The organism is Streptomyces sp. NBC_01618 (assembly GCF_045209435.1).
GTDB lineage: Bacteria > Actinomycetota > Actinomycetes > Streptomycetales > Streptomycetaceae > Streptomyces.
The window spans coordinates 3,248,153-3,270,371 of sequence record NZ_CP109297.1 but is presented as its reverse complement, the minus strand read 5'-3'; the positions used below and the strand labels follow the sequence as shown (position 1 = coordinate 3,270,371).

General features: G+C 69.8%; 20 protein-coding genes. 8 read left to right on the top strand and 12 right to left on the bottom strand.

Annotated elements, in window-relative coordinates:
• Positions 1–206: 206 nt before the first annotated feature.
• Complete coding sequence (locus OH735_RS15280) at positions 207–869, top strand: TetR/AcrR family transcriptional regulator (RefSeq protein ID WP_406386571.1); 663 nt, start codon at positions 207–209, stop codon at positions 867–869.
• Positions 870–1,146: 277 nt separating this feature from the next.
• Complete coding sequence (locus OH735_RS15275; protein ID WP_406382070.1) at positions 1,147–2,679, top strand: MFS transporter; 1,533 nt, start codon at positions 1,147–1,149, stop codon at positions 2,677–2,679.
• 88 nt (positions 2,680–2,767) lie between these two features.
• Here the strand turns inward: OH735_RS15275 and OH735_RS15270 are convergent, their stop codons facing one another.
• A complete protein-coding gene (locus OH735_RS15270) occupies positions 2,768–3,280 on the bottom strand; it encodes a MarR family winged helix-turn-helix transcriptional regulator (RefSeq protein ID WP_406382068.1) in 513 nt (170 codons plus the stop codon).
• Positions 3,281–3,416: 136 nt separating this feature from the next.
• Here OH735_RS15270 and OH735_RS15265 point away from each other — a divergent pair, with 136 nt between their 5' ends.
• Positions 3,417–4,199, top strand: a complete 783-nt coding sequence (locus OH735_RS15265; RefSeq protein ID WP_406382067.1) for a dioxygenase — start codon at positions 3,417–3,419, stop codon at positions 4,197–4,199.
• Positions 4,200–4,285: 86 nt separating this feature from the next.
• Here OH735_RS15265 and OH735_RS15260 read toward each other — a convergent pair whose 3' ends face one another.
• The gene (locus OH735_RS15260) at positions 4,286–4,825 is read right to left on the bottom strand and encodes a GNAT family N-acetyltransferase (protein WP_406382066.1); all 540 of its coding nucleotides are present in this window, start codon (positions 4,823–4,825) and stop codon (positions 4,286–4,288) included.
• 148 nt (positions 4,826–4,973) lie between these two features.
• Here OH735_RS15260 and OH735_RS15255 point away from each other — a divergent pair, with 148 nt between their 5' ends.
• Complete coding sequence (locus OH735_RS15255; RefSeq protein WP_406382065.1) at positions 4,974–5,972, top strand: RNA polymerase sigma factor RpoD/SigA; 999 nt, start codon at positions 4,974–4,976, stop codon at positions 5,970–5,972.
• A gap of 169 nt (positions 5,973–6,141) precedes the next feature.
• Here the strand turns inward: OH735_RS15255 and OH735_RS15250 are convergent, their stop codons facing one another.
• Positions 6,142–7,104 carry a helix-turn-helix transcriptional regulator gene (locus OH735_RS15250; RefSeq protein ID WP_406382064.1) on the bottom strand — a complete coding sequence of 321 codons (963 nt, stop codon included), beginning with the start codon at positions 7,102–7,104 and terminating at the stop codon, positions 6,142–6,144.
• A gap of 108 nt (positions 7,105–7,212) precedes the next feature.
• Between OH735_RS15250 and OH735_RS15245 the strand changes: the two genes are divergently transcribed.
• Positions 7,213–8,832 carry an MFS transporter gene (locus tag OH735_RS15245; protein ID WP_406382063.1) on the top strand — a complete coding sequence of 540 codons (1,620 nt, stop codon included), beginning with the start codon at positions 7,213–7,215 and terminating at the stop codon, positions 8,830–8,832.
• A gap of 102 nt (positions 8,833–8,934) precedes the next feature.
• Here the strand turns inward: OH735_RS15245 and OH735_RS15240 are convergent, their stop codons facing one another.
• From OH735_RS15240 to OH735_RS15230, 3 genes are all read right to left on the bottom strand, one after another.
• Positions 8,935–9,705 carry a DUF6227 family protein gene (locus OH735_RS15240; RefSeq protein WP_406382062.1) on the bottom strand — a complete coding sequence of 257 codons (771 nt, stop codon included), beginning with the start codon at positions 9,703–9,705 and terminating at the stop codon, positions 8,935–8,937.
• A gap of 134 nt (positions 9,706–9,839) precedes the next feature.
• Entirely contained in the window at positions 9,840–11,000 is a 1,161-nt protein-coding gene (locus tag OH735_RS15235) for a P1 family peptidase (protein ID WP_406382061.1), read from the bottom strand.
• A 76-nt stretch (positions 11,001–11,076) separates the two neighbouring features.
• Positions 11,077–11,427 carry a hypothetical protein gene (locus OH735_RS15230; protein ID WP_406382060.1) on the bottom strand — a complete coding sequence of 117 codons (351 nt, stop codon included), beginning with the start codon at positions 11,425–11,427 and terminating at the stop codon, positions 11,077–11,079.
• 270 nt (positions 11,428–11,697) lie between these two features.
• On the opposite strand from OH735_RS15230, the gene OH735_RS15225 reads away from it, so the two are divergent.
• On the top strand, positions 11,698–11,907 hold the full coding sequence (locus OH735_RS15225; RefSeq protein ID WP_406382059.1) for a hypothetical protein: 210 nt from the start codon (positions 11,698–11,700) through the stop codon (positions 11,905–11,907).
• Positions 11,908–12,020: 113 nt separating this feature from the next.
• Here OH735_RS15225 and OH735_RS15220 read toward each other — a convergent pair whose 3' ends face one another.
• The 5 genes from OH735_RS15220 to OH735_RS15200 form a co-directional block, all read right to left on the bottom strand.
• Positions 12,021–12,587, bottom strand: coding sequence for a hypothetical protein (locus OH735_RS15220; RefSeq protein WP_406382058.1), 567 nt, complete (start codon positions 12,585–12,587; stop codon positions 12,021–12,023).
• 259 nt (positions 12,588–12,846) lie between these two features.
• Entirely contained in the window at positions 12,847–13,680 is an 834-nt protein-coding gene (locus tag OH735_RS15215; RefSeq protein WP_406382057.1) for an S-methyl-5'-thioadenosine phosphorylase, read from the bottom strand.
• A gap of 81 nt (positions 13,681–13,761) precedes the next feature.
• On the bottom strand, positions 13,762–14,124 hold the full coding sequence (locus OH735_RS15210; RefSeq protein ID WP_406382056.1) for an FmdB family zinc ribbon protein: 363 nt from the start codon (positions 14,122–14,124) through the stop codon (positions 13,762–13,764).
• 233 nt (positions 14,125–14,357) lie between these two features.
• Positions 14,358–15,644, bottom strand: coding sequence for an MFS transporter (locus OH735_RS15205; protein ID WP_406382055.1), 1,287 nt, complete (start codon positions 15,642–15,644; stop codon positions 14,358–14,360).
• A gap of 411 nt (positions 15,645–16,055) precedes the next feature.
• Positions 16,056–17,594, bottom strand: coding sequence for a potassium/proton antiporter (locus OH735_RS15200; RefSeq protein ID WP_406386570.1), 1,539 nt, complete (start codon positions 17,592–17,594; stop codon positions 16,056–16,058).
• Between the two features lie 288 nt (positions 17,595–17,882).
• On the opposite strand from OH735_RS15200, the gene OH735_RS15195 reads away from it, so the two are divergent.
• Positions 17,883–20,630: a penicillin acylase family protein gene (locus tag OH735_RS15195; RefSeq protein ID WP_406382054.1), complete on the top strand. Its 2,748-nt coding sequence runs from the start codon at positions 17,883–17,885 to the stop codon at positions 20,628–20,630.
• Here the strand turns inward: OH735_RS15195 and OH735_RS15190 are convergent.
• A complete protein-coding gene (locus OH735_RS15190; protein WP_406382053.1) occupies positions 20,620–21,210 on the bottom strand; it encodes a 5-formyltetrahydrofolate cyclo-ligase in 591 nt (196 codons plus the stop codon). The two genes, OH735_RS15195 and OH735_RS15190, sit on opposite strands and share 11 nt — an antisense overlap.
• Before the next feature lie 104 nt (positions 21,211–21,314).
• On the opposite strand from OH735_RS15190, the gene galU reads away from it, so the two are divergent.
• Positions 21,315–22,217, top strand: a complete 903-nt coding sequence (gene galU, locus OH735_RS15185) for a UTP--glucose-1-phosphate uridylyltransferase GalU (protein WP_406382052.1) — start codon at positions 21,315–21,317, stop codon at positions 22,215–22,217.
• Positions 22,218–22,219 lie beyond the last annotated feature (2 nt).

The following is a 22,219-nucleotide window of genomic DNA, read 5'->3' as shown; positions in this document are numbered from 1 at the left end:
GAACGTGAGTCCCCGCGAACCGGGGAGGTGGTCCCCGGTTACGGAAGGGGGTCGCCATGAAGAACGAAGAGCGTCGCGGCGACGAAGGGCGTGGCGACGAGAGCCGGACGGGTCAGCGGGCCCGGAGGCTCCAGAAGGCCCAGAAGAGCAGCAGGACCAACAAGAGCAACAAGAGCAACAAGAGTCGGAAGGCAAGGACAGCCGTCGTGGATACCGTCATCCGCACCGCCACCGGAGCGGCGCAGCCCCGGACGACCCGTCCGCGGGCGGACGCGCTGCGCAACCGGGAGCGGATCGTGACGGCTGCGCGCGAGATGTTCGTCGAGTTCGGGCCGGATGTGCCGCTCGACGAGGTGGCCCGCCGCGCCGGCGTCGGCAACGCCACGCTCTACCGGAACTTTCCCGACCGGGCCGCGCTGACGCACGAGGTCGTGCTCGCGGTCACCTCCCGCACCACCGAACGCGCGGAGGAGGCGACGGCCGAGGAGGCCGATCCCTTCGCCGCACTCAGCCGCTTCGTGCACGCGGCGGCCGACGAACGGATCGGGGCGCTGTGCCCGATGCTGTCCGGCGGCTTCGACAAGGACCATCCCGAACTGCTCGCCGAGCGCCGACGTCTCGAAGAGGCCGTCGAAGGGCTCGTGTCGCGCGCCATGTCCGCGGGGCGCCTGCGTACCGACATCGCAGTCGGTGACGTACTGGTCGCCCTCTCCCAGCTCACCCGGCCGCTGCCCGGCATCGGATGCCCGGACATCGACCGGTTCACCCACCGTCATCTACAGCTGTTCCTGGACGGACTGGAGGCCCCGGCCCGGTCCCGACTGCCCGGAACGGCGGCGACCTTGGAGGATCTGCGGCGCCGGTCATGACGCCCGCACCGGGCCCGCCACCGGGCGGCCGGTGCGCCTCGACCACGCCATTCCTTTCATGACCAGGGCTTTCACGCCTCGTCGTCCTCCTGCGACCCCTCCTGTCACGACCAGCGTCCTCCTTTTCACCGTCCCTCCCCTTTTCGCCGTCCTCCCTTTCACCGCCCGCCTTTCGCCGACGGTCGCCGTCTTCGACCGTCCCTGACCGACTGCCCGTTCGCCGACCTCTCGGTTCATGACTCCGCGCGCCCGCGTGCGCCCTTAGGTGGATACCCCCATGCCAAAAACAGCCGACATCCGACTCCCGGACCCCAGCCGCTGGAAAGCGCTGGCGTTCATCGCCCTCGCGCAGCTGATGGTCGTACTCGACGCCACGATCGTGAACATCGCGCTGCCGCACGCCCAGACGGCACTGGGTATCTCCGATGCCAACAAGCAGTGGGTCATCACGGCCTACGCCCTCGCCTTCGGCGGGCTGCTGCTCTTCGGAGGCCGGATCGCCGACCTCTGGGGCCGCAAGCGGACCTTCGTCGTCGGCCTGATCGGCTTCGCGCTGGCCTCCGCGCTCGGGGGTGCGGCGCAGAACCAGGGCATGCTCTTCGGCTCCCGTGCGCTCCAGGGTGTCTTCGGCGCGCTGCTCGCCCCGGCGGCCCTGTCCCTGCTCGCCGTGATGTTCACCGATGCCAGGGAGCGCGCCAAGGCGTTCGGTATCTACGGTGCGATCGCCGGTGGCGGCGGCGCCGTCGGCCTGATCCTCGGCGGCTTCCTGACCCAGGCGCTGAACTGGCGCTGGACGTTCTTCGTCAACATCCCGTTCGCGGTCGTCGCGGCCCTCGGCGCGTACTTCGTGATCCGTGAGCCGGCCGGCAGCCGCAACCGCTCGTCGCTCGACATCCCCGGTGTCGTCCTGTCCGCGCTCGGGCTGGTCTCCCTGGTGTACGGATTCACCCGCGCCGAGTCCGCGGGCTGGTCGGACCCGCTGACCATCGGCACGTTCATCGCGTCCGGTGTGCTGCTCCTGGCGTTCGTCGTGACCGAGTCCCGGGTCTCGTCGCCACTGATGCCGCTGCGCGTCCTGCTGGACCGCAACCGCGGTGGCGTCTACCTCTCGCTGGGTCTGGCCATCATCGCGATGTTCGGGCTGTTCCTCTTCCTGACGTACTACCTGCAGGTCGTGAGGGGCTACTCGCCGATCAGGACGGGCTTCGCCTTCCTCCCGATGATCGCGGGCATGATCACCGGCTCGACGCAGATCGGTGCCCGGCTGATGACCCGGGTTCCGGCGCGGGGGCTCATGGGCCCCGGCTTCCTGGCCGCCGCCGTCGGCATGCTGCTGCTGACGCAGCTGGAGATCGGCTCCTCCTACACCCTGCTCATCCTGCCCGCGCAGCTGCTGCTGGGCCTGGGCATGGGTACGGCGTTCATGCCGGCCATGTCGCTGGCCACGCACGGTGTCGAGCCGAGGGACTCGGGTGTCGCGTCCGCGATGGTCAACACCTCGCAGCAGGTGGGCGGCGCGATCGGTACGGCGCTGCTGAACACAGTCGCCGCCTCGGCCGCGACCGCGTACGCCACCTCGCACGCCGCGCTCGGTGCCACCGACCCGGAGCTGCTGAAGCTCCAGGCGATGGTGCACGGCTTCACCGGTGCCATCTGGTGGGCCGTCGGCATCCTGGTGGTGGCCTCCGCGATCGCGCTGACCTTCATCAACGCCGGTCGTCCCGCGATGGCCGCGACGGGCGGAGCCTCCGGTTCCGGCGACGCCGACGGTGTCGAGGACGAGTTCAAGGTCCCGGTCGTCGCCCACTGACGTGCTGGTGAGACCTGGAGCGGCAGGAACGCGGCTCTGCCCCGGTTCCGTTCGACGGGACCGGGGCAGAGCCGTTTCGGCGGGCGGCTCAGCGCAGCCAGGGCAGATCCGCGTCCGTACCCTCCGGCTGCAGTCCGCCGGCGACGACCTGCATGATCTCGCCCAGCGAGCGCATCTGCTCGGGAGTGAGCCGGTCGAACATCGCCTGGCGCACGGCGCTGACATGACCCGGCGCGGACCGGCGCAGCATCTCGTAGCCCTCGTCGGTGAGGACCGCGTTCTGGCCGCGCTTGTCGGACGGGCAGTCCTCGCGGCGCACCCAGCCGCTCTTCTCCAGCCGCGCGACGGCGTGCGAGAGCCGGGATCGGGTGATCTTGGCGTCCTTGGCCAGCTCGGTCATCCGCTTCCGGCGGCGGGGCGCCTGGGAGAGCTGGACGAGCAGTCCGTAATAGATGTGCGGCATGCCGGCATCGCGCTGCAGCTGACGGTCGAGATGGTCCTCCAGGAGCGTCGTGGCGTGGAGATACGCCTGCCAGACGCGCTGCTCTTCGTCGGAGAGCCAGCGGGGCTCGCCGGGGGATGCCGGGGTCATGTACTCCACTGTACGACCTTTTCTTGAAAGTTTAACTAGATAGAGCTAAGGTCTCGGGAAGTAGGAACTTGAAGTTTAAAGAATCCTTCCTTCTCGAAGACACCTGTAGAAGACCTACCTCGATCAGCACCGGATGGGGAGTGCCATGACTGTCACCGCGGAGCGCATGCCCGCCCTCTACCTCTCCCACGGCGCACCGCCGCTGGCCGACGACCCGCTCTGGCCCGGCGAACTGGCGGCCTGGTCCGCCTCGCTGCCCCGCCCCCGCGCGATCCTGATGGTCTCCGCGCACTGGGAGGAGGCCCCGCTCGCCCTCGGTGCCACGGAGACGGTCCCGCTCGTGTACGACTTCTGGGGCTTTCCCGAGCACTACTACCAGGTGCGGTACGCGGCCCCGGGCGCCCCGGCGCTGGCGGAGAACGTGCGCAAGCTGCTGCGCGGCGCCGGTACGCCGGTCCAGGACATCCCGGACCGCGGCCTCGACCACGGGGCGTACGTCCCGCTGGTGGAGATGTTCCCGGACGCCGACATCCCCGTACTCCAGATCTCCATGCCGACGCTGGACCCGCAGCGGCTGATGGACATCGGGCGCAAGCTCGCGCCGCTGCGCGACGAGGGCGTCCTGATCGTCGGCAGCGGCTTCTTCACTCACAACCTGGCCGCCCTGCGGCACGCGGGCGGCGGCACCCCCGGCTGGTCGGCGGAGTTCGACGACTGGGGGAACCGGGCGCTCCAGGCGCAGGACATCGACGCCCTGCTGGACTTCGAGCACAAGTCCCCGGCCGGCCGGCTGGCCCACCCGCGCACCGAGCACTTCGCGCCGCTCTTCGTGACGCTCGGCGCGTCGGAGCACGAGCTGGACCGGGGCCGCAGCGTCATCGACGGGTTCTGGATGGGGCTCGCGAAGCGGTCGGTGCAGTTCGGCTGAGACCGACGAGCGGAGCCGGGCGGCCCGTCACGGGGGTGGCGGGTCCGGTCCGCGTACGGGCGGGCCGGCCGGGCCGGGCCGGGCCCTTAAGGCTGTGGTCCCAGTCGTTTCTCGTACCAGGCCACGTCCCAGTACGTGCCGAACTTCCGCCCCACCTCGGCGTACGTACCGACGTGGCGGAAGCCGAAGCGCTCGTGCAGCCGGACCGAGACGTCATTGGGCTGGGTGATGCCCGCGTACGCGCGATGCAGGTCCTCGCCGGCCAGCGCCTCGAACAGGGACGAGTAGAGGAGCGTGCCGATGCCGCGGCCGGTGGCCGACGGAGCGCAGTACACGCTCACCTCGACCGAGGTCGCGTACGCCGCCTTGGGGCGGAAGGGGCTGCTGGTGGCGTAGCCCAGGATCGAGGCCGGGCCGACAATGCGGACATCCTGAGCAACCAGAAGACGGTGCGGGCCGTCTTCAGGGTGGGAACGAAGCCACGGCAGACGCCGTTCAGGTGTAAAGGGGTCCGTATCGAATGTGAGCGCGGTCTCACGCACGTAATGGTTGTAGATGTCCGTGAGCGCCACCAAATCACCTTCGGTGCCCGGTCTGACCAGCACTTCTGTCCGGGTGTTAGGCATTCGCTCTCCCCTCGCGGCGGCACAGGGTACTGCATGATCGCGAAAATGAATGCCAGGCATGGGAATTCTGTCCGGATTCCAGTCGTTGTTTCCATCGGATGCAGGGCACCCGAGAGGGTGTCGCGACCTACTCAGCAAGGGAGCACGCATGGCAACCCGTGCCGTCGCCCGTCGTTCGTCCGCCACCGGTGGGACCAGCCGGGCAAGCAGTGTTCGCGCCTCGGGCGGGGAGATCGCCGATCGCGACCTGGTCGGCATGTACCTGGACGAGATCGCGCGTACGCCGCTGTTGGATGCCGCGAAGGAGGTCGAGCTGTCGCAAACCGTCGAGGCGGGTGTGTACGCGCGGCAGATTCTCGACGGTGCGGTGGAGAGCGACGCCGGCGGAGCGTCACGCGCGGAGCTGGAGGCGCTGGTCGCCGAGGGCGAGCGCGCCAAGGACGTATTCATCCGTTCCAACCTCCGACTCGTCGTTGCCGTCGCCCGCCGCTATCCGCGGGCCGGGCTGCCGCTGCTCGACCTCATCCAGGAGGGCAACGCGGGCTTGGTGCGCGCGGTCGAGAAGTTCGACTACGCCAAGGGCTTCAAGTTCTCCACGTATGCGACGTGGTGGATCCGTCAGGCCATCACCCGTTCCATAGCCGACCAGTCCCGTACGATCCGGCTCCCCGTCCACCTGGTGGAGGAGCTCGGCCGGATACGGCGGGTGCAGCGCGAATTCAACCGTGAGCACGGGCGCGAGCCGGAGCACGCGGAGATAGCCACCGAGCTGGACTCCACGCCGGAGCGCGTGGGCGATGTCCTGGACTGGGCCCGTGACCCGGTCAGCCTCAACATGTCCGTGGACGACGAGGGCGAGACGCAGTTCGGCGATCTGCTGGAGGACACCTCCGCGGTGTCACCCGAGCAGTCGGTGATGACGCTGCTGCGCAGTGAGGAGCTGGAGGACCTGATCGGCAAGCTCGACAACCGCACCGCGTCGATCATCCGTATGCGGTACGGCATCGAGGACGGCCGCGAGCGGACCCTCACCGAGGTGGGCAAGCAGCACGGCCTGACCCGTGAGCGGATCCGGCAGATCGAGAAGCACGCGCTGCTCGAACTGAAGCGAATGGCCCATGACACGGGTTTTGACGCTGCGGCGTGAGCCCCGGTCCAGTATCCTCCGAAATAGGTCGCTTCGTGTGACCCCCTGAGCTGAGTCCCGGCGCCCACCCCCCCCTGGCGCCGGGGCTCATTCTTTTGGCGCTCGCCCGTCTTTCGGCGGCGGCAGGTCTTTTGCGCTGGTCGGTCCTTCGGCGCTGGTCGGCGATGTGTCAGCGTGCCGTCGCGCGCGTCAGGCGGGCGCCCAGATCGCCCAGGTACTCCACCAGCTGCGGCGGCTCGTGGGCGGTGAACTCGCAGTCCACCAGCGCGAGTCGGAGCGCGACCCACTCCAGCGAGTCCGACAGCACCGCCCGCAGCCGGCAGCTGTTCTCGCCGGTCGGTTCCAGCGGGCCGAACGCGGCGGGCAGCCGCGCGGACACGAAGCCCGCCGGGGCCGCGAAGCCCACATCCACCGCCAGCTCCGGCTGCCGCCGGGCGATCGAGCCGGCCAGGAACTTTGCCGCGTCCCCCGTGGGCAGCTCGCGCGGTGTGAACCGGGCCCCGGTCGCGAACGGCTCGCTGACCCGGTCGACCCGGAACGTACGCCAGTCCTCGCGCCCCAGGTCGTACGCGACGAGATACCAGCGCCACCCCGTGCTCACCAGCCGGTACGGCTCGGCCTCCCGCTTCGTCTCCGCGCCGTCCCCCGCGCGGTAGGCGAACCGCAGCCGCTCCCGGCCGGTGACCGCCGACGCCATCACCGTCAGCGTGTGCGGATCGATCGTCGAGCCGTCGCCACGGGTCAGCGGCATCGTCGCGTTCTGCAGGGTCGAGACCCGGTACCGCAACCGCGACGGCAGCACCTGCTCCAGCTTCGCCAGAGCCCGTACGGACGCCTCGTCGACCCCCTCGATGGCATGCCCGGCACCCGCCCGCAGACCGACCGCGATGGCCACCGCCTCCTCGTCGTCGAGGAGCAGCGGCGGCATGGCGGTGCCCGCGACGAGGCGGTAGCCACCGACCGAACCACGCGAGGCCTCGACCGGATAGCCGAGTTCGCGGAGCCGGTCGATGTCGCGACGGATGGTGCGCGGGCTCACGTCGAGCCGCTCGGCGAGTTCGCTGCCCGGCCACTCGCGAGGCGTCTGGAGGAGCGACAGCAGGTTCAGCAGTCGTGCCGGGGTGTCCGTCATGGGCTCATCCTCGTGTCCGGGTGTCGGTGGTTCGGGGCGTCCGTCGTCTCACCAGGCTGCCCATCCATTGGGTCATGAACTGTCCTAATGACTGGTTAGCTTCTTCTCATGACTTCTTCCGCATCTCTGCCGTCCACGGCATCCGGGCCGACGGTGTCCTCGGACCCGTCGGACCGGCGACGCTGGTTCGCGCTCGCCATCGTGATGACCGCGGCCTTCATGGACCTGGTGGACGTCACGATCGTCAACATCGCCGTCCCGAGCATCCAGGAGGACACCGGCGCCTCGTTCAGCTCGATCCAGTGGATCACCGCCGGATACGCCCTGGCCTTCGCGGCCGGGCTGATCACCGGCGGCCGGCTGGGCGACATCTACGGCCGCAAGCGGCTGTTCCTCATCGGCATAGGCGGCTTCACGCTGGCCTCCGCGCTCTGCGGTTTTGCGATGAATCCGGAGATGCTGGTCGCCTCCCGCATTCTCCAGGGCGGCACCGCCGCGCTGATGGTTCCGCAGGTGCTGTCGATCGTGCACGCCACCTTCCCGGCGCACGAGCGCGGCAAGGTCTTCGGTCTCTTCGGCGCGATCGTCGGCCTTGGCGCCGTGCTGGGACCGCTGCTGGGCGCGCTGCTCACCGAGTGGAACATCGCTGGTCTCGAATGGCGGCCGATCTTCCTGATCAACCTGCCGGTCGGCCTCATCGGTCTCGTCCTGGGCCAGAAGTTCATCACCGAGTCCAAGGCCCCGAAGGCGCTGCGGCTCGACTTGATCGGCGTCGCTCTGGTGACGCTGGGGATGCTGATGCTGATCTACCCGCTGACCCGTGGGCGCGAGCTGGGCTGGCCGCTGTGGGGCTACGCGTCGATGATCGGCAGCCTGCTGGTGTTCCTGGTCCTGGTGGTGTTCGAGCGGGAGAAGGCGCGCGGCGACGGTTCGCCGCTCGTGGAGCTGTCGCTGTTCCGCGTCAAGAGCTTCGCGGCGGGCATCGCCGTGCAGCTGGCCTTCGGTGTCGGCCTCGGCATCTTCTTCCTGGTCTGGACGCTCTACATGCAGAAGGGGCTCGGCTGGAGCGCGCTGCGGGCCGGTACGACCGGTATCCCGTTCTCGATCGCCGTCTCGTTCGCCGCCGGGATCTCCGTGCAGAAGCTGGTGCCCCGCTTCGGCCGCAAGGTCCTCCAGACGGGCGCGCTGCTGATGATCGTCGGCCTGCTCCTCTACATCTGGGAGTCCGACCGGTACGGCATGGGCATCACGTCCTGGCAGATGGCGCTGCCGCTGGTGGTCATGGGCGCCGGCATGGGCCTGATCGTGGCCCCGCTGACGGACATGGTGCTGTCCGAGGTGCCCAAGGAACACTCCGGTTCGGCCTCCGGGCTGATCAACACCGTGCAGCAGATGGGCAACGCGCTCGGGCTCGGACTGGTCTCGGTCGTCTTCTTCAGCTCGATCGGGGACCGGCCGGCGCCGCAGCAGGCGGGCCCGGCATTCGCGGAGGGGTTCCAGCACTCGCTGTGGTGGGTGGCCGGGGTACTCGCGGTGATCTTCCTGGTGATGTTCGCGCTGCCCGCCCGGCCGCGACCGCATGCGGAGGGCGGCGGCGAGGGCGCGGACACCACGGACGAAGCCGTGGACCACGGGAATCCGGACGACGCGACCCCGGACACCCCCGCCGGGTCCGTGCACGCCGTGAACAAGCCCGAACTCGGCAAGGAGCCCGCCTTCACTCCCTGATGCTCCGGACGATGCTCCGACGTGGAGAACGGCGACGGTGCCCGCACCCCCTCGGGGATGCGGGCACCGTCGCCGTTCGCTCCTCGCCCGGATCGCCTCGGGTCAGCAGATGCGTGTGCGGCTCTCCATGGCTCCGCGCGCGGAGTCCTCGTCGCCGTACACCTCACACATGTGGCGGCCGTCCGGAGTGGCCGTGTGCTCGACCTCCCACAAGCTCGTCTCGCTGCCGTCGAGGAGCAGGAAGGCGTGCTCGTACAGCGTGAATCCGGCGTCCCGTCCGTCCACCTGGCACTGCCGTCCGAAGACCTGGGTGATGTGGTGGGCGAACGCGGCGCGCAGTAGCCGGGCGGTCTCCTCGCCGGGGCAGTTGCCGTTCTCCGCGCGGCGCAGGACGCGGCGGGCATGGTCGGCGGAGTTGTCTGGGGCGTACATCCGGGGCAGCGGGACCGGGGGAGCGGCCATCAGGACCGTGAGTATCTCCAGGTCGCCCTGCGGCCCGTCCTCCCCGAACGCCGGGACGTCACCGAAGCCGGCGGTCAGCCGTGCGGCGGCGATATGGGCATCGGACTCGTCGTCGTACAGCTCGTGGTGCCGGAGGTCGGGCTCCGCCCGGGAGCGCGGGTCCATCGAGCTCCGCGGACCGCCGTGCACCAGCTCCCACAGGATGAGGGGGGTGCCGTCGGACAGCAGATACGTGTGCCGGTAGGTCTCGCGGTGGAGTACGGAACTGTGGTGCGAGGAGTGCAGGGAACTGCTGTGGGCGAGTGCGGTACCGAGTCTCTCGACCGTGCTGTCGGGCAGATCGAAAGAGTTGAGTGCCCGTCGCAGGAGTCGCTCGAGGTGCTGCTCGGTTGTCTCGTACGGATCGCTCAAGGTGCTGTCTCCAGGCCGTCGCCGCGTGTTACTTGGTGCGTGCTTAACGTAGTCCCTGGGCCTGACATCGTGACCGGGGTTCAGAAAAACGTATGACGCACACAGATGGTTCCTGGCAGTTCGTCCGAACTTTCTTACCCGGCAGGCGAGTCGGGGTCCGGGCGGCTTCGCTGCGACGGCCGCGAGGGGGACCGGCCGGCGCCGTAGAGATCACTGTACGCGGGGTAGCTGCCCCCGCCGGGGCGGCCGTTGACGCTCTGAGCTGCCCGGACGGCCTTCACGATGGCACGGGTCAGCGCGTCCGCGCCGGCCGCCAGGAGGTCGTTCAGCGCGATCGGGTTCTGCGGATCCAGCGACCGGGCGCCGGTGGCCAGCGCGAAAACGGTGTCCCCATCGGTCAGCAGATGTACGGGGCGGACGGCGCGCGCCAGTCCGTCGTGCGCCGTACCCGCGAGCTTCTGCGCCTGGGCCCGGGTGAGATCCGCGTCCGTGGCGACGACCGCGAGCGTGGTGTTGAGCGGAGGCCGCGCGTTCGCCTCCCGGGCCTCGGCCAGGCGCTGCCGCGCCGCACGGTGGACCTCGGGCGCGGGGTGCACCGGAGGTTCGGCGGCGCCGTACTCGCCGTACAGCACCCCGGTACGCGGATCGATCACCGATCCCGCCGCGTTCACCACGACGAGCGCGGCCACCGTGATCCCGGACGCCAGCCGCACGCTCGCTGTGCCGACCCCACCCTTGAGCTGCCCGGCGACCGCACCCGTACCGGCGCCGACACTCCCCTCGACGACCGGCGCCGCGGTCTCCTTACCCGCCGCGTCGACCACCGCCGCGCGGCCGGTCGACGCGTCCGGGCGGGCCCGCCAGTCGCCGCCCCGTCCCAGGTCGAAGACGCACGCGGCCGGAACGACCGGCACCACCTGCGCCGGATCGGGCCCGACTCGCACCCCGCGCCCCTGTTCTTCCAGCCAGGCCATCACCCCGGACGCCGCGTCCAGGCCGTACGCGCTGCCGCCCGTCAGGACCACGGCGTCGATGCGCTGCACCAGATTGCGCGGATCGAGCGCGTCCGTCTCCCGGGTGCCCGGGCCGCCGCCGCGTACGTCGACGGCCGCGATCGCGCCGCCCTCGGGGGCGAGGACGACGGTGGTGCCGCTCAGTGCGCCCGCACCCGCCACCTGCGCATGGCCGACGCGCAGCCCGGCGACATCGGTGAGCGCGTCGAGCGGCCCGCAGGACGGGAGTGATGTGTGCTGCACGGCGGAGAGGTCCGTCGGCTCGTGCGGTTCTTCTGTCATCACGCGCTCCTCACAGGATTCACCACGGGCAACTCACCACTCGCCGGCCGTGGGCAGCGCACCACATCCGTGTTGCTCACCCCGCCACCACGGGCCGCCGGGACAGCAGCACCCCCACGGCCACGTTCGCCGCCACCAGGCCGACTGCGAACACGGCCCACTCCCCGGCGAACGTACAGGCCAGGATCGCCAGCGCGGCCACGGGGAGCGGCAGTTGCTCCGCGAGATCGCGCTTGAAGTGGCGGGCGTGCAGCACCCACACCGTCAGCAGGAAGAGCGCGGAGGGCACGGTCACCGCGGCGGCGGCCACCGTCGTTGAGGCATGGGCCTCGGGTACGACGAAGACGGGGGCACGCGCTCCGCCCGTGTTGTCGGTCAGCAACAGCATGCCGATCCAGCCGCATTGCACCACCGTGATTCCGGGCATGGCATCAGCATCCCCAGACGGGTTCGGTGGTGCCCGGGGACGCGCCCCGGACGCGGGTCGGGAAGTTTTCGTGGAGCTTTCGCCGGTGGACGAGGGCGCACGGTCCTCGGAGAAACCACGCGTGCGGGCAGCAAGTCACCCGACGGGTGCCGCGGGCCCGAGTCACCCGGCGGGTGCCGCGGGCCCCTCCTCGTCCTCGGGCTGTGGCTGCTCGCCCCGATGGACTGCTGACCACCGACGTTCCGCGGGCCGTCGCCGTACCCTGGATTCATGAGTACCGCCCCCGCCCCCGGCCCGCGCGATTCGAAGCCGTCCCAGCCGGAACAGCCGAAACCGAAACCGGCTCTGATCTTCGACGATCCGCTGGACCAGCAGTCCGCGGACGATACGGACCGAGGGTGGGGCGAGCGGGCCCCGGCCGGTGGCAGCGCCGCAGATCTGGCACGCTTCCTCGACGAGAAGCCTCCCCACCACATCTGAGCCCCCCGCTCCGTGGTGGTCCGACGACGCTGCTGTCGGTCCTCCCGCGCATCGAGCCGCACAGGATCCGGTTACTGACCGTCCATCAGTACGCATCAGCCCATCAGTACGCATCAGCACAGGGTCACCGCCAGCCTGGCGGAGATGCCCGCACCGGCCAGCGACGCGGCCGTGCCCCGCGGTACGGACAGCACGATCAGCGCTCCGTCCTCCGCGGAACCTTCGGCCGGGGCCCGCGGTACGTCTGCCACCCGCGCGCCCTTCGCCAGCACCCGGGCATCGGATCCGGTTCTCTCCGCGGCGATGACATCGACGCGGTCCCCCGGCCGTAACAGCCGCACCGTCCCCGCATCCGCGATCCTGACCGGTGCGGACACCAACGGAGCCGTCCCCCGCGCCCGCTCCGGCGCCGCCCCGGCCGCACCCCCTGCCTCCGCACCCGCACCAGGCCCGGAATCGCCGCCCACGCCGCTTCCGACGCCCGCGCCCAGCCCCGTCGCGGCCAGCGCGGCAGCGGTCAGGGCCAGTCCGGCGGCCATGGTGTGGCGGCGTTGCCGCCACAGGGCCCGCCGCAGCCGGTGCGCACCGCCTCCGTGCACCCGCAACGGTTCGAACGCGGGCACACCGCACGGCGGGGGAGCCGACGCCGGAGGCCCTGGAGCCATCGGCCCTGGAGCCATCGTCGCAGCGGATCGCCCGAAGCGCGACGGGGACGACTGCGACGACGGGGACGACTGCGACGACGGGGACGACTGCGACGACGGGAACATGGTCAACACCACCTGGCGTGAGGAGTTTCGGACGAACACCCCTCACGATCCACCGTCCGCGAGTTTCCCGCCGACGCCTGTGGACAGCCCCAGCGTTGTGGATAACTTCGTCACCCGGCCGCCCCCGGCTACCCCCCCGGCTACCCCCGGCTACCCCCGGCTGCCCCGGCTAAGGAAGCTCGATTCCCGTCTCCAGCCCGTCCAGCGCACGCGAGCAAGGGCAGTCGCGGTCCGCCTCCACGGGCAGCGTGGCCACCACGTCGAAGAGCACTGCGCGCAGCCGGTCCACATTGGCCGCGAACACCTTCAGCACATCCCCGTGCGAGACGCCCTCCCCGGCCTCCGCCCCGGCGTCCAGGTCCGTCACCAGCGTCATCGTCGTGTAGCAGAGGCCCAGTTCACGAGCCAGGATCGCCTCCGGGTGCCCCGTCATCCCGACCACCGACCAGCCCATCGCCGCATGCCAGCGCGACTCCGCCCGGGTCGAGAAGCGCGGCCCCTCGACGACCACCAGCGTCCCGCCGTCCACCGGCTCCCAGTGCTTCGCGCGAGCCGCCACCAGCGCCGCCCTGCGCCCCTCGGGGCAGTACGGGTCGGCGAAGCCCAGATGCAGGACGTTCGGCTCCGCGCCATCGGCTCGGATCTCCCCGTCGTAGAACGTCTGCGTACGAGCCTTGGTGCGGTCCACCATCTGATCGGGCACGAGCAGCGTGCCCGGCCCGTACTCCGGACGCAGTCCGCCCACCGCGCACGGGCCGAGCACCTGCCGTACGCCGACGGAGCGCAGCGCCCACAGGTTGGCCCGGTAGTTGATGCGGTGCGGGGGGAGATGGTGGCCGCGTCCGTGGCGGGGAAGGAAGGCGACCCGGCGGCCGCCGACCTCGCCGAGGAAGAGGGAGTCGCTCGGCTGTCCGTACGGGGTGTCCACACGCACCTCCGTGACGTCCTCCAGGAAGGAGTACAAGCCCGAGCCACCGATGACACCGATCTCTGCGTTCGCCATGCGATCACACTAGTGGCGTGGAAAAACGCCGGGGACCCCGCTGAACGGATCAGCGGGGTCCCCGGAAAAGTGCGGTGCGGGTCAGGCGGCCGACGTACCACTCGTCGAAGACGAAGAGGACGAAGCAGAGGATGAGGACGTCGAAGAGGACGACGACGCGGCGGCCGAGGAGGAAGCGGACGACTTCGCGTCCGACCCCGTCGACGACGACGAATCGGAACCGGCCGCCTTCGCCGAGGACGACGTCGGCGTGCTGCTCGACGAGGAGCCACGGCTGTCGTTCCGGTAGAAACCGGAACCCTTGAAGACAATTCCGACCGCCGAGAACACCTTCTTCAGGCGTCCGTCGCAGCTCGGGCACACGGTCAGGGCATCATCGGTGAACTTCTGCACCGCCTCGAGGCCCTCGCCGCATTCGGTGCACTGGTACTGGTAGGTCGGCACTTGTCTTCCTCCTGGCACTCTCACTCGATGAGTGCTAACAGTCGTCAATGGTAACTGCTGCAGGCCACTGTTTGCAGTAACGTCTGTCACCTGCCCGATGGGCAGCGGTCAGTGCTCGCCCGTCCTGAGGGCCGTCGGCCCGGGTGAGAGGCTGCCACACCGTGGTTCCGGTCGTTCCCGCGATTCCCATGAATTCGAGTACAGGAATCGTCTGATTTCGAGTGCAGGAATCGTCATTCTCCGGCCGTGACAGCATCGCGGCGAACCACGCCACGCGCGGCCGTGACGGTCACTTGGACCGGTGCCAGCCTCGAACGCAGCGCGACCAGGGTGACCAGCGCGAGTATGGTCCCGACCAGCGGCACGACGAATCCGGTGCTTGCGCCGTGGGCGTCCGCGAGCCGTCCGGCGACCGTCACCGCGGCCGCCTGGCCGAGGGCGACCGAGCCCGTCAGCCAGGTGAACGCCTCGGTCCGGGCGGAGTCCGGAACCAGCGCCTCCACCAGCGTGTAGCCGCTGATCAGGGCCGGGGCGATGGACAGCCCGACCAGCAGGCCGAGCCCGGCCAGCAGCGGCACGGAGTGCACCGCCCACAGTCCGGAGGCGGTCAGCGTCAGCGCCGCGTACCCGACGATCAGCCGCCGCCGCGGCCCGATCTTCCAGGCGATGGCGCCGCAGGCGATCCCGGCCAGCATGTTGCCGGCCGCGAAGACCCCGTACAGCAGGCCGTTCGCCCCCGGCCGGCCGATCTCCTCGGCGAACGCCGTCAGCGAGACCTGCATGCCGCCGAAGACCGCGCCGATCCCCAGGAAGGCCACCGCGAGCACCCGGACACCCGGTACGGACAGCGCCGACGCATGCCGCCGGGAGGTGCCGGGCGAGGCGTTGCGCACCGCGGGCTGGGTGCGGCGCCGCGCGGCGAAGAGCAGCCCGCCGACCAAGGTCAGCCCGGCCTCCGTGATCAGACCTGCCGCCGGGTGCACCCCCGTGCACAGCGCGGTGGTGAGCACCGGGCCGATGACGAAGGTGAACTCGTCCGTCACCGATTCGAACGCGGCCGCGGTGGACAGCAACGGCGAAGCCTCGCGGCCCGGTGCCGCGCCCAGCAGGGCCGCCCAGCGGGCCCGGACCATCGGCCCGATCTGCGGAACCGACGCACCGGTCGGCACGGCTGCCGCGAACAGGGCCCACAGGGGCGCGTCCGCCAGCGCGAGCGCCGTCAACGCCGACACGGACGCCGCGTGCACCAGGACACCGGGCAGCAGCACGGCGCGCTGGCCGAAACGGTCGGCGAGCTTGCCGGTCTGCGGCGCGAACAGGGCCATGGAGACACCGGTCACGGCGGCGACGGAGCCCGCGCTGCCGTACGAGCCGGTGGTGTTCTGAACCAGGAGCACGATGCCGATCGTCAGCATTGCGAAGGGCTGCCGTGCGGCGAAGCCCGGCAGGAGAAATGTCCACGCACCGGGGGTGCGCAGCAACTGCCCGTAACCGGGGCGGTCGGAGACCGTGGACGCCACGGTCCATGCCTTTCTGCCGCCTGGTGGCAGAGCTCCCGGGGTCGGCCGGCACTGGGGTGCGGGCACATGCGGGTGCTGCCGAGAGCTGTCCTCTTCGCGCGGGACTGCGGTAGATGCCGGGCGCTCAGCAGAGGCGGAGGACGCCACGACCGCCATACGGTCGCGCCAGCTCTGCGTCAGGCAGAGTTGGTCGTTCGAGTTGGTCGTTCGAGTGGTTTTTCGGGTTGATCGTCGGGCCGACCGGCCCCGTAGGCAGGGGCCGGAAGTAAGGGCCGAACGGGCCTCCTTCATGATACAGGCGGATGCCCCCGCACACCTCTGATTGTGCGGAAGGCCCCCGCCTCCGCCTCGGATCGCAGCCCTGGGGCCTTGACCTGCGGCCACCTTCACCCCTCCGGTGGTGCAGGAGCCTCAGTGGTGCGCTTTGGGCCCGTCGGCCTTCCCGCGCTTCGTCACGGCCTTCAGCGCGTGTGCCACATCATGTGCCACATCGCTCCCGGCGAGGCTTTCGCCGCCCTTGCCGGTCGTCCCCAGCCAGCCCGCGAGCTTGCCGCCCTCGCCGACCGCGCGCAGCCGCTCCTCCGTCGCGTCGCGCACCGGGTCGGTGGTGACCACCAGCAGTTCGTCGCCGCGCCGCAGTGCGGTCGACGGCGCCGGTACGAAGCTCTTCCCGTCCCGTACGACCAGCGTGACCGCTGCTCCGGCGGGCAGCCGCAGTTCCCCGACCTCCACGCCGTGCATCTTCGACTTCCCGGGGATCGCGACCGACAGCAGATGGCCGCGCAGCCGCTCCAGCGGCGCCGATTCGATGCCCAGGTCGGAGGCCTCGGCCGGATCCTCGGCGATCTTCAGCGCCTTCGCCAGCCAGGGCAGGGTCGGTCCCTGGATGACGGTGTAGACGATGACGAGCACGAAGACGATGTTGAAGACCCGGGTGGAGCCCTCGATTCCGGACACCATCGGAATGGTCGCCAGGATGATGGGTACGGCGCCGCGCAGCCCTGCCCAGGACATGAGCGCCTTCTCCTGCCAGGGCAGCCGGAACGGCGCCAGCGAGATGAAGACCTCCAGCGGCCGTGCCACCACGGTCAGGACCAGTCCCACGATGACCGCGGGCCAGAAGTCGTCGTACAGATCGTGCGGCGTGACCAGGAGTCCGAGCAGCACGAACATGCCGATCTGGGCCAGCCAGCCGAGCCCGTCGGCGAAGCCGCGGGTGGCGGGCCAGTGCGGCAGCTTGGCGTTGCCGAGGATCATCGCGGCCAGGTAGACGGCGAGGAAGCCACTGCCGTGGGCCATGGCGCCCGCCGCGTACGCGGACACCGCGATCGCCATCACGGCGATCGGGTACAGGCCGGAAGCCGGCAAGGCGACATGGCGCAGTCCGAACGCGCCGAGCCAGCCGACGGCGAGACCGACGGCCGCGCCGATCGCGAGCTCCAGGGCGATCTCGCCGACCAGTACGTACCAGCTGTCCACCGGTCCCTTGGCCGAGAAGGCCACCACCAGGATCACCACGGGGGCGTCGTTGAAGCCGGACTCGGCCTCCAGAACACCCGTGATGCGGGCGGGCAGCGGCACTTTGCGCAGGACGGAGAAGACCGCGGCGGCGTCCGTCGACGAGACGACCGCGCCGATGATCAGTGACTGCCGCCAGTCCAGGCCGACCAGGTAATGGGCCCCGGCCGCGGTGACGCCGACACTCACCGCGACGCCGAGAGTCGAGAGCACCGCCGCGGCCGGCAGAGCGGGCTTGATCTCTTTCCACTTCGTGCCCAGGCCACCCTCGGCGAGGATCACGACCAGTGCGGCGTAGCCGATCACCTGGGTCAGTTCGGCGTTGTTGAACTTGACGTCGAAGATGCCGTCCTGCCCTATGGCGATCCCGATGCCCAGGTACAGGAGCAGGCTGGGGAGCCCGCTGCGGGACGAGACGCGCACCGCCGCCACCGCGACGAGCAGGACGAGTGAGCAGGCGAGCAGGAGTTCGTTGAGCGCGTGGACAGTCAGTGGCCGTTCCTTCCCTGTGTACGCCTGCCGAATCGACCCTCGGCATCGGCTCTTCCCCGCCGACACTTCGTTACCTTACCTAATCTTTAACGCTTTCTTGACGCGTTCGATCGTTCGTGCGATCGCTGTGGAATTCAGACCATTCCCATGCCGCGTCAGAGCCGCCCCGGTGCTGCGCCTATGGTTGCTCCTGCACTCCCAGGACCACCTGCCCCTCGAAGGACAGCGATGCCCGCCAACACAACCGCCTCTTCCGGCACCACCGGTTCCGCCGGTGGGGAGACCGGCAGGAAGAAGGGGCGACGTGCCCGCCTGATCGTGATCGTTCTGGTGCTGGCGCTTGTCGCGGGTATCGGGTACGGCGCGTTCTGGTCCGTATCGACCGTGCGGGCCTCGTACCCGCAGACGACCGGGTCGCTGAAGCTCGACGGCCTCGACGGCAACGTCGACGTCAAGCGCGACTCCTACGGAATCCCGCAGCTGTACGCGGACTCCGACACCGATCTCTTCCGCGCCCAGGGCTTCGTACAGGCGCAGGACCGCTTCTGGGAGATGGACGTCCGCCGCCACATGACGGCGGGCCGGCTCTCCGAGATGTTCGGTTCCGGCCAGGTCGAGACGGACTCCTTCCTGCGCACGCTCGGCTGGCGCAAGATCGCGCAGGAGGAGTACGACAGGGTCCTGTCCGCGGATACCAAGAAGAACCTCCAGGCGTACGCGGACGGCGTCAACGCCTACCTGAAGGGGCGCGACGGCAAGGACATCTCCGTCGAGTACGCCGCCCTCGGCTTCACCACCGACTACAAGCCGGCCGAGTGGACCCCGGTCGACTCCGTCGCCTGGCTCAAGGCCATGGCCTGGGACCTGCGCGGCAACATGCAGGACGAGATCGACCGCTCGCTGATGACCAGCAGGCTCGACGCGAAGCAGATCGAGGACCTGTACCCGGCCTACCCGTACGAGCACAAGCCGATCGTCGGCGGGGGTGCGATCTCTCCGGTCACCGGGAAGTTCGACCCGGACGCGACACCGTCGACGAACCTCGGCTCGAACACCGTGGCGGGCGCCACCGAGGGTCTGAACACCCAGCTCTCCTCGCTCTCCGACACCCTCGACCAGATCCCGGCGCTCCTCGGCCCGAACGGCACCGGCATCGGATCCAACTCCTGGGTGGTTTCCGGCGACTACACGACGACCGGCAAGCCGCTGCTCGCCAACGACCCGCACCTGGCGCCGCAGTTGCCCTCGCTCTGGTACCAGATGGGGCTGCACTGCCGCCAGATCTCGGCGAAGTGCCAGTACGACACCGCCGGCTACACCTTCTCCGGTATGCCCGGCGTGATAATCGGCCACAACCAGGACATCGCCTGGGGCTTCACCAACCTCGGCGCGGACGTCACCGACCTCTTCCTGGAGAAGGTCTCCGGCGACGGCTACCTGTACGACGGCAAGGTCAAGCCCTTCACTGTCCGTGACGAGACCATCAAGGTCGCGGGCGGCAAGAGCCGGACGATCACCGTCCGCGAGACCAACAACGGTCCGCTGCTCTCCGACCGGAGCGGCGAACTGGAGAAGGTCGGCCAGAAGGCCCCCGTCGTCAACGCGGCTCCGGACCGGGCCGACGGTTACGCGGTCGCCCTGAAGTGGACCGCGCTGGAGGCCGGCAAGTCCATGGACGCCGTCTTCGAGCTCAACCGCGCCAAGGACTTCCCGTCCTTCCGCAAGGCTGCCGAGCACTTCGAGGTGCCCTCGCAGAACCTCATCTACGCCGACACCAAGGGCAACATCGGCTACCAGGCCCCCGGAAAGATCCCGGTCCGCCTCCAGGGCGACGGCACGATGCCCAGCCCCGGCTGGTCCTCGGCGTACGGCTGGAAGGAGGCCGAGATCCCGTTCGACGAGCTGCCCTACGAGTACAACCCGAAGCGCGGCTACATCGTCACCGCCAACCAGGCCGTCATCGACGAGAAGAAGTACCCCCACCTGCTCACCCAGGACTGGGGCTACGGCTCCCGCAGCCAGCGGATCAACGACCTCATCGAGTCGAAGATCAAGGGCGGCGGGAAGATCTCGACCGAAGACATGCAGAAGATGCAGATGGACAACACCAGCGAGATCGCCGCGCTGCTGGTGCCCGAGCTGACGAAGATCAACATCTCGGACAAGAGCGTCCGCGAGGCGCAGAAGCTCCTGGAGGGCTGGGACTACACCCAGGAGCCCGACTCGGCCGCCGCCGCGTACTTCAACGCGGTCTGGCGCAACATCCTGAAGCTGGCCTTCGGCGACAAGCTGCCCAAGGAGCTGCGGGTCAAGGGCGAGTGCCTGTATGTGCCGCGGGCCGACAGTTCGGGCCCGGTCGACGAGCAGGGCAAGCTGGTGCGCGAGTGCGGCCGGCGCGACGGGGACACGGCACAGCCGGACGGCGGCGACCGCTGGTACCAGGTGGTCGAGCGGGTGATGGAGGACCCGAAGAGCGACTGGTGGAAGTCGCCGGAGCGCGGCCGGGACGAGGCGACCGAGAACCGCGACCAGCTCTTCGCCCGCGCCATGGCGGACGCCCACTGGGAGCTGACCGCCAAGCTCGGCAAGGACATCACCACCTGGAACTGGGGCCGGCTGCACCGGCTGACCCTGAAGAACCAGACCCTCGGCACCGAGGGCCCCGGTCTGCTCCAGCGGGTGCTCAACCGCGGCCCGTGGAATCTCGGCGGCGGCGAGGCCGCGGTGAACGCCACCGGCTGGAACGCGGCGGGCGGCTACGACGTCGTCTGGGTGCCGTCCATGCGGATGGTGGTCAACGTGGGGGACTGGGACAAGTCCCGCTGGATCAACCTCACCGGCGCCTCCGGGCACGCGTTCGCGGCGCACTACACCGATCAGACCGACAAGTGGGTCAACGGCGAATTGCTCGACTGGTCCTTCGGGACCAACGCCGTCGCCGGGTCGACGACCGACACCCTGACCCTCAAACCGTAGGGCGGCCCGTCCGGCGGGTCATGGCCGGAGTCACCACCGCGTCCACGGGGTGGTCGTGCGGTTCCTCGGGGACCTGCGCGACCACCTCGTCGTCGTACAGCAGGACGATCAGCGCCGGATGCGCCCCCGCCGCGGCGAGCCGGGCCAGCACCCGGTCGTAACTGCCGCCGCCGCGGCCCAGCCGCATCCCGCGCGCGTCCACAGCGAGACCCGGCAGCAGGACCACCTCTGCGTCCAGAACAGCGTCGGGACCGAGCCGTGGCCCGTCCGGCTCCAGCAGCCCGCGACCGGCCCGGACCAGACGGTCGGGTCCCTCGTACGGTGCCCAGTCCAGATCGTTGTCCGCCAGGAGCACCGGGAGCAGCACCCGCACGCCCCGCGCGCGCAGCGCGTCCAGCAGGGGGCGGGTGCCCGGCTCGCTCCCCACCGAGACGTACGCGGCGACGGTGCGGGCCCCGGAGAGCTCCGGAAGACGCAATGCGCCCCGGGACAGAACCGCCGCGGCGTTGTCCACGTCTTCCCCGGTCAGAAGGCGCCGCGCGGCCAGCAGTTCACGTCGGAGAAGCGCCTTTTGTGACATGTCGGTATTCAAGGGGCACCTGAATTTCTCTTAAGTTCACATAGGTGTACAAAGTTAACCGGAGCATCATCTTCCGCCTGTACGCACCGGTTATGGTTCTGCGCATGACTCAGTCGCACACCAGGATCAGCAAGGCTGTCATTCCGGCGGCAGGACTCGGTACCCGCTTTCTGCCGGCCACCAAAGCCACTCCCAAGGAGATGCTGCCGGTCGTCGACAAGCCCGCGATCCAGTACGTCGTCGAAGAAGCGGTGGCCGCCGGCCTCTCCGACGTCCTGATGATCACCGGCCGCAACAAGCGTCCCCTCGAGGACCATTTCGACCGCAACTACGAACTGGAGTCGGCGCTCACCCGCAAGGGAGACGCCGAACGGCTCCAGAAGGTCCAGGAGTCGAGCGACCTGGCCACCATGCACTACGTCCGGCAGGGCGATCCGCGCGGTCTCGGCCACGCCGTGCTGTGCGCCGCGCCGCACGTCGGCGACCAGCCGTTCGCGGTCCTCCTCGGTGACGACCTGATCGACCCGCGCGACCCGCTGCTGGCCCGCATGGTCGAGATCCAGGAGCGCGAGGGCGGCAGCGTCGTCGCGCTGATGGAGGTCGCGCCGGAGCAGATCCACTTGTACGGCTGCGCGGCCGTGGAGCCCACCGCCGAGGGCGATGTGGTGCGTGTCACCGGTCTCGTCGAGAAGCCCGACAGGGCAGCGGCGCCCAGCAGCCTAGCCGTCATCGGCCGCTACGTCCTCGACCCGGCGGTCTTCGGCATACTGCGCAGGACCGAGCCCGGGCGCGGTGGCGAGATCCAGCTCACCGACGCCCTGCAACTCCTCGCCGAGGACGAGAAGATCGGCGGCCCCGTGCACGGCGTCGTCTTCAAGGGGCGCCGCTATGACACCGGTGACCGGAGCGACTATCTCCGTGCCATTGTCAGACTCGCGTGCGAACGTGAAGACCTGGGCCCGGACTTCAGGACCTGGCTCCGCAGTTACGTCACCGAGGAGATGTAGCA